At 52.2% G+C, this 6,024-nt stretch carries 7 protein-coding genes and 1 pseudogene; 4 read left to right on the forward strand and 4 right to left on the reverse strand.

The genetic code is table 11. The annotated features are described in order from the left end of the window. Positions 1-322, reverse strand: a pseudogene (locus tag KHU33_RS24865) (S9 family peptidase); the annotation flags it as partial. Between the two features lie 222 nt (positions 323-544). Here KHU33_RS24865 and KHU33_RS24870 point away from each other — a divergent pair. Next, the gene (locus tag KHU33_RS24870; protein WP_211468029.1) at positions 545-1,348 is read left to right on the forward strand and encodes a MetQ/NlpA family ABC transporter substrate-binding protein; all 804 of its coding nucleotides are present in this window, start codon (positions 545-547) and stop codon (positions 1,346-1,348) included. A gap of 52 nt (positions 1,349-1,400) precedes the next feature. Here KHU33_RS24870 and trpC read toward each other — a convergent pair whose 3' ends face one another. The 3 genes from trpC to KHU33_RS24885 all read right to left on the reverse strand — a co-directional run bounded on the left by trpC (position 1,401) and on the right by KHU33_RS24885 (position 3,902). Beyond that, positions 1,401-2,204 carry an indole-3-glycerol phosphate synthase TrpC gene (gene trpC / locus KHU33_RS24875; RefSeq protein ID WP_211468031.1) on the reverse strand — a complete coding sequence of 268 codons (804 nt, stop codon included), beginning with the start codon at positions 2,202-2,204 and terminating at the stop codon, positions 1,401-1,403. A gap of 27 nt (positions 2,205-2,231) precedes the next feature. Beyond that, positions 2,232-3,269 (reverse strand): anthranilate phosphoribosyltransferase, encoded by a 1,038-nt coding sequence (gene trpD, locus KHU33_RS24880; protein WP_211468033.1) that lies wholly within the window; start codon positions 3,267-3,269, stop codon positions 2,232-2,234. A 63-nt stretch (positions 3,270-3,332) separates the two neighbouring features. Then, positions 3,333-3,902, reverse strand: a complete 570-nt coding sequence (locus tag KHU33_RS24885; protein ID WP_211468035.1) for an aminodeoxychorismate/anthranilate synthase component II — start codon at positions 3,900-3,902, stop codon at positions 3,333-3,335. Positions 3,903-4,276: 374 nt separating this feature from the next. Between KHU33_RS24885 and KHU33_RS24890 the strand changes: the two genes are divergently transcribed. From KHU33_RS24890 to KHU33_RS24900, 3 genes are all read left to right on the forward strand, one after another. After that, positions 4,277-5,029, forward strand: a complete 753-nt coding sequence (locus tag KHU33_RS24890) for a hypothetical protein (protein WP_211468037.1) — start codon at positions 4,277-4,279, stop codon at positions 5,027-5,029. 2 nt (positions 5,030-5,031) lie between these two features. After that, positions 5,032-5,319: a hypothetical protein gene (locus KHU33_RS24895; RefSeq protein WP_211468039.1), complete on the forward strand. Its 288-nt coding sequence runs from the start codon at positions 5,032-5,034 to the stop codon at positions 5,317-5,319. A gap of 9 nt (positions 5,320-5,328) precedes the next feature. Next, positions 5,329-6,024: hypothetical protein (locus KHU33_RS24900; RefSeq protein WP_211468041.1), on the forward strand; the 696-nt coding region annotated here is incomplete at its 3' end.

A 6,024-nucleotide genomic window follows, 5' to 3' on the forward strand; every position in this document is an offset into this window, starting at 1 on the left:
CAAAATCCTTGGCAAACAGGATGTGGTCGTCGCCTTTCCAGAAATAGCCGCTGATGTCGCGTGCCTTCTCGGAGGTGATGCGCAGCGCCGCCGCGTCCGAGCCGACGGTCTTGATAAAGATGTTCATGCGGCCATGCCATGGCTGCATGAAGCTGATGTATTTGCCGTTGGGCGAAAGCTGGAAGCCGCTCTGCTCTGGATTGCGGAAGAAATCGCGCACTGAATATTGTCTTTGCGGGCTGGCCGCCAGCGCATCCCCGCCCAGTACGGACAAGCTAAAGCATGTTGCGGTAATCACTTGAAAAATAGAAGTAGCGCGCATCAAAAACCTCCAAAGAAACTGCAGTCGTAGGTGTCGTAGTGTTGTTTCCGGTTCTGTCCGATTGAGGTCTCATTATATGAACAAAATGAAAATGAATCCCGATCAGAGCGTATCCGAAACATATGTCTGTGACATATCGACATGCGGAATCGTTCGTTAGCGATTGCCGGAGGCTGTGTGAATATCGTGCTTTATTGTCCGCACCTCATTCACGGAGAAAAAATGCGTCGCCTCATCCTCAAGACATTGCCGTTTCTGTTGCTGCTAGCCAGCGTCACTACAACCCATGCGCAAGACAAGACCCGGATCAAGGTGGGCGTCTCGGTCGGCAATGCCGAGCAGACTTTTGAGGTGGTCAAGAAAGTGGCGGCGCGCGACGGTCTGGATATCCAGGTCATCACCTTCAGCGATTATCTGCAGCCGAATGAAGCACTGGCGACGGGCGATCTGGACGCCAACGCTTTCCAGCATAAGCCCTTCCTCGATAGCCAGATCAAGGCGAGAGGCTACAAGATCGTGCCGGTAGCCTTGACCATCACGGCGCCGTTGGGAATCTATTCGAAGAAATATAAAAATGTCGATCAACTGCCGCAAGGCGCGAGTATTGGCATTCAGAACGATCCTTCGAATGGTAATCGGGCCTTGTTGCTGTTGCAGAAAGCGGGTTTGATTAAACTGAAGGCGGGTGTCGGCGAAAATGGCGTTAATGCGACACCGCTGGACGTGATCGCAAATCCAAAAAAATTAAAGCTGGTGGAGCTGGATGCCGCGCAATTGCCGCGCTCGCTGGACGATCTGGCGGCGGCATCGGTGAATAACGATTACGCGGTGAAGGCCGGCTTGTCATTGCAACGCGATGCGATTGCAGTTGAGGACGCCAAGGGGCCGTATGCCAATCTGATTGCCACGCGGGCGGAAGATAAAGATAAACCTTGGGTCAAGAAATTGATCAAAGCTTATCAGTCGGAGCAGGTGCGTCAGTTTATCGAAGCGGAATTCAAGGGCTCTTTGATTCCGGCATTCTGATCTTTGTTCATGCAGCTCGACGCTTGCGACGCCGGGCTGCATGCATGTCGCTTCAGTTATCGAACAGGCGGCCGAGTTCAACGCCGGGCTGTGCCGCGCGCATGAATGCTTCGCCCACCAGGAAGGCGTTGACATTGGCGTCACGCATGCGCTTGACGTCATCCCGGGTGTGGATTCCAGATTCGGTCACGACCAGTTTGTCCGCTGGTATCTGCGGCAACAGATCCAGGGTGGTTTGCAGCGAAGTGTCGAAGGTGCGCAGATTGCGGTTGTTGATGCCGAGCAGGGCGGTCTTCAGCTTTAACGCCGCATTCAATTCTTCCGCGTTGTGCACTTCCACCAGCACGCTCATGCCCAGCTCATGGGCGACAGCTTCCAGCTCCGCCATCAAGCCGTGGTCCAGTGCCGCCACGATCAGCAAGATAGCGTCGGCGCCCCATGAACGGGCCTGATACACCTGATACGGATCGATCATGAAATCCTTGCGCAGGACCGGCAAGGCGCATGCGGCGCGCGCTTGTTGCAGGTACTCGGGTGCGCCCTGGAAAAACTGGATATCGGTGAGCACCGACAAACAGGCGGCGCCATGCGCTGCGTAGTCGACGGCAATCTCGGCTGGCCGGAAGTCAGCCCGAATCACGCCTTTGGAGGGCGAAGCCTTTTTGACTTCGGCAATCACGCCGGCACGGCCTGCCGCAATTTTTGCGCGCAAAGCAGCTTCATAAGCGCGCAAACCGGCACGTGCTTCTGCATCGGATTCTACCTCACGGCGCAGGCTGGCAAAGTCTTGCTGCTTTTTTGCCGCGGCGACTTCATCCGCTTTGACGGCAAGGATTTTATTCAAAATGTCAGACATGGAGCGATTCCTTTATTGGGCAAGCCATCAGCCGGCAGCGGCGATGGCTTGGGTGACTTGCACGAATTGATCGAGTTTGGCTTTAGCTGCACCGGAAGCGATGACAGCGCGGGCTTTCTCCAGCCCATCGGCAATCGAACTGGCGACGCCGGCGGCGTACAAAGCGGCGCCGGCATTGATGGCGACGATGTCGCGCGCCGGCCCCGCTTGGTCCTCCAGCGCTTCCAGCACCTTTTGCTTGGACTCTGCCGAGTTCGACACTTTCAGATTGCGGCTGGCAATCATTTGCATGCCGAAATCTTCCGGATGGATTTCGTATTCGCGAATTTCGCCGTTCACCAGTTCACCCACCATGGTGCCAGCGCCTAGCGAGACTTCATCCATATTGTCGCGGCCCCACACCACGATCGCGTGTTGCGCACCAAGCCGTTGCAGCACGCGCACCTGGATCCCGACCAGATCGGCATGGAATACGCCCATCAGGATATTCGGGGCACCGGCCGGATTGGTCAACGGGCCAAGGATATTGAAAATGGTACGCACCCCCAGTTCTTTGCGCACTGGCGCCGCATGTTTCATTGCCGCATGGTGATTCGGCGCGAACATGAAACCGATACCGGTCTGTTCTATCGATTGCGCCACCTGGGCAGGCGTCAGATTGATATTGGCGCCTAGCGATTCCAGCACGTCAGCGCTGCCGGACGACGACGAAACGCTGCGGCCGCCATGTTTGGCGACGCGCGCACCGGCGGCGGCGGCGACAAACATGGATGCGGTCGAGATGTTGAAGGTTTGCGCACCATCGCCGCCGGTGCCGACGATATCCACCAGATTATCGGTATCGCGGCAGGGCACGGGAGTGGCGAATTCGCGCATGACTTGCGCCGCTGCGGCGATTTCGCCTATGGTTTCTTTTTTGACGCGCAGACCCATGGTCAGCGCCGCAATCATCAGCGGCGACATTTCGCCCTTCATGATGCGGCGGAACAGCGACAGCATTTCATCGTGAAAGATTTCGCGATGCTCAATGCAGCGCAACAGGGCTTCTTGTTCGGTGATTGGCATGATTTCCTTGCTACGGATTAGGAGACGGCGCCTTATTTGCTACTGAGGCGCCGGCGCTAAGGTTCAAACAGTTCTTTGAACAAAATTACGCAGCAAGGCATGGCCGTGCTCCGACAAGATCGATTCAGGGTGGAATTGCACGCCCTCGATATCGTAGTCCTTGTGCCGTACACCCATGATTTCGCCGTCGTCGGTCCATGCCGTGATTTCCAGGCAGGCCGGTATCGAACTGCGCTCAATGGCCAGCGAATGGTAGCGAATCACCGTAAACGGATTGGGCAGATCCTTGAACACGCCAACGCCGGTATGGTGAATTGGCGAGGTCTTGCCATGCATGACTTGTTGCGCGCGGATCACTTTGCCGCCGAACGCTTCACCGATTGCCTGATGGCCAAGGCAGACGCCCAGTATCGGCAGCTTGCCGGCAAACTGCTGCAGCAAGTCGACGCAGATCCCGGCTTCCTTCGGGCTGCAGGGGCCTGGCGACAGGCAGATACGATCAGGTTTCAGGGCATTGATTTCATCGAGCGTGATTTCGTCATTGCGGAAGGTACGGACATCTTCACCAAGTTCGCCGAAGTATTGCACCAGGTTGTAGGTGAAGGAGTCGTAGTTGTCGATCATTAGCAGCATATTTGTTCTAACCCATTGATTTTGTTGGGGTAGGCTGCCTGCGGCGATGTTTCTTATCCGGTAAGTTATCCTGTTTTTTAAATGCTGGTACAGGATTTCGCAGGCGACGCCAAGTAGCCCTAGATTATAGAGACTTCGTGTGGTTTCGGTACCACGGCCTTGCCTAGTTTAGGAACGCCATCGCAGCTGTCGAGAGGCAAGCTGTTTGAGATTGGCAATGAGGCAGGATGTGTTCATCTATGTAAGTGGGATAGGCTAGTATTGCTTTGTAATCGCTAAAAAGTATAACCTTACTTTGCGAATATGGGGGAAAACGTTAATGGCGACTGCGGGTTACATGACGTATTTTGATGTAGAAGATCTGGCTTTCGGTGGTGTTAGTCGTCGGTGGTTACATTACTACGCAGAAAATAGGAGCTGAAAAACCGAGAAATTCCGGGGTATTTTTGAGGGTTATTTATGTTAGAGTCATTTCAATATCCTATTATCTAGTTATGAAAATATTCCAAGAAAATTCCACTATGGTATTGGCCGGAAGCTGGAATCCTGCAATCCTCACCCCACAATGGATCGCTCAAACGGTTTTTGGGCTGAAAGCAGGTGAATCTTTTCCGGTCGAGATCGACATGATAGTTGCCAATGGTGCAATGCAGAAAATGAGATTTCTGGGATTGTCCTGCGTGGCGTCGTCTCAATTCTTGATATTTTTCTTTGATTCGCAAAATACTGAATCGTGCTCTGTAGCTGTTAAATCAGCTAGGAAAATTCTCGAAGTGCTTAGCCATACTCCCGTAACGGGCGTTGGTTTCAATATGCAATTCCTTCTTAGTGAAACAAAGCCAGAATTTCTCAACCGCTTTCAAAGCATTGATTTGGATGACGAGGTTCCCGGTGCGGATGTAGTGTCCAAAGGGTGGAGCATGAAACTCAACACGGTGGAGAATCTAATTTCGATTACTTCTACCTATGAAGGTGGAAGTGGAAGAATTGAAATGAATTTTCACCATTCGGCTACCACAGCCGATGAAGCGAGGGCCTATCTGGCGGACGATAATAAATGTTTGGAAATTTTCGGAGTTGCAACTGCTGTAGCGAAGAAATTATCTAACGAGGAAATGGAGGCATAACAATGAAAAAATTCGTAACCGGTTGGTCTACCCCTTTCGCAAATGAAAAGAATCCGACAGAGGTAGACGCTACGGAATTCCTAAATTTGTCACGTTCATTCGAGGCCAAACTTGGCCCGTCGCGGGGCGAAGTTGTGACCCTATGGGTTCAATCCAATCAGGAGCGCGTTAAATTTTCGGTAAATCCGGTTTCTCTACAGGAAGATGCTCAAACTAAGCTCATGAACCGGGCCATTGATCTCGGATATGAACCCGTTGTCACGCCAACCCTCAATCCACTGCTTCGTTGAGGAAAACCGTTGGCTCACTGGACGTATAAACAAACGCCCGATCCCGACAGCTTAGAGCAAGGTGATTTGCTGCAAAAAACGGAAGCACTTAATGCAATTTTAAAGCTATATCATCCGTATTACGCTGACCACGCCGACAACGAATTTTTTATTGTCTTGACGCAGTCCTGCGATCTCGCACGCCGGAGTGGGAGCAAATGTACATCCCGTTATATTTCGTTGGCCCCAGTACGTTCACTTAAAGCCGTATTAAAACGAGAATTCGAAGAGAATTTAGAAAATACTTCAATGGGATCGCAACCCTTCGCATCTGCCAGAACGAGGGGGACGCTTGAGCAGTTCTTGGAGCGTCTTTTTAACAATAATGACGCGTCTTTTTTCTATCTTGAAAATCTTCCTACGGCCGGCGTGGCGAGTGATATGTGCGCACTCCTTTCACTACCTATAGCTATCAAATCTGAACATTACGCTGTGTGTTTTTCCTCCAGGGTTCTTTCGATCGAGGATGCATTTCAGGCAAAATTAGGCTGGTTAATTGGACAATTGTATTCTCGCGTAGGAACCAAAGATTGGCCGAATGTTGATTTGAAGAAGAAAGTAGCCGACGCAATTGCAAAGGCTGCTGTGTGGGTTGTTGATGACGATGCAAAAGCATTGGTGCGTCTCTGCGAAGACGCGAGGCGTGCGGATCCAAACGTAATTATC

Source organism: Collimonas silvisoli, assembly GCF_018305005.1.
Lineage (GTDB): Bacteria > Pseudomonadota > Gammaproteobacteria > Burkholderiales > Burkholderiaceae_D > Collimonas > Collimonas silvisoli.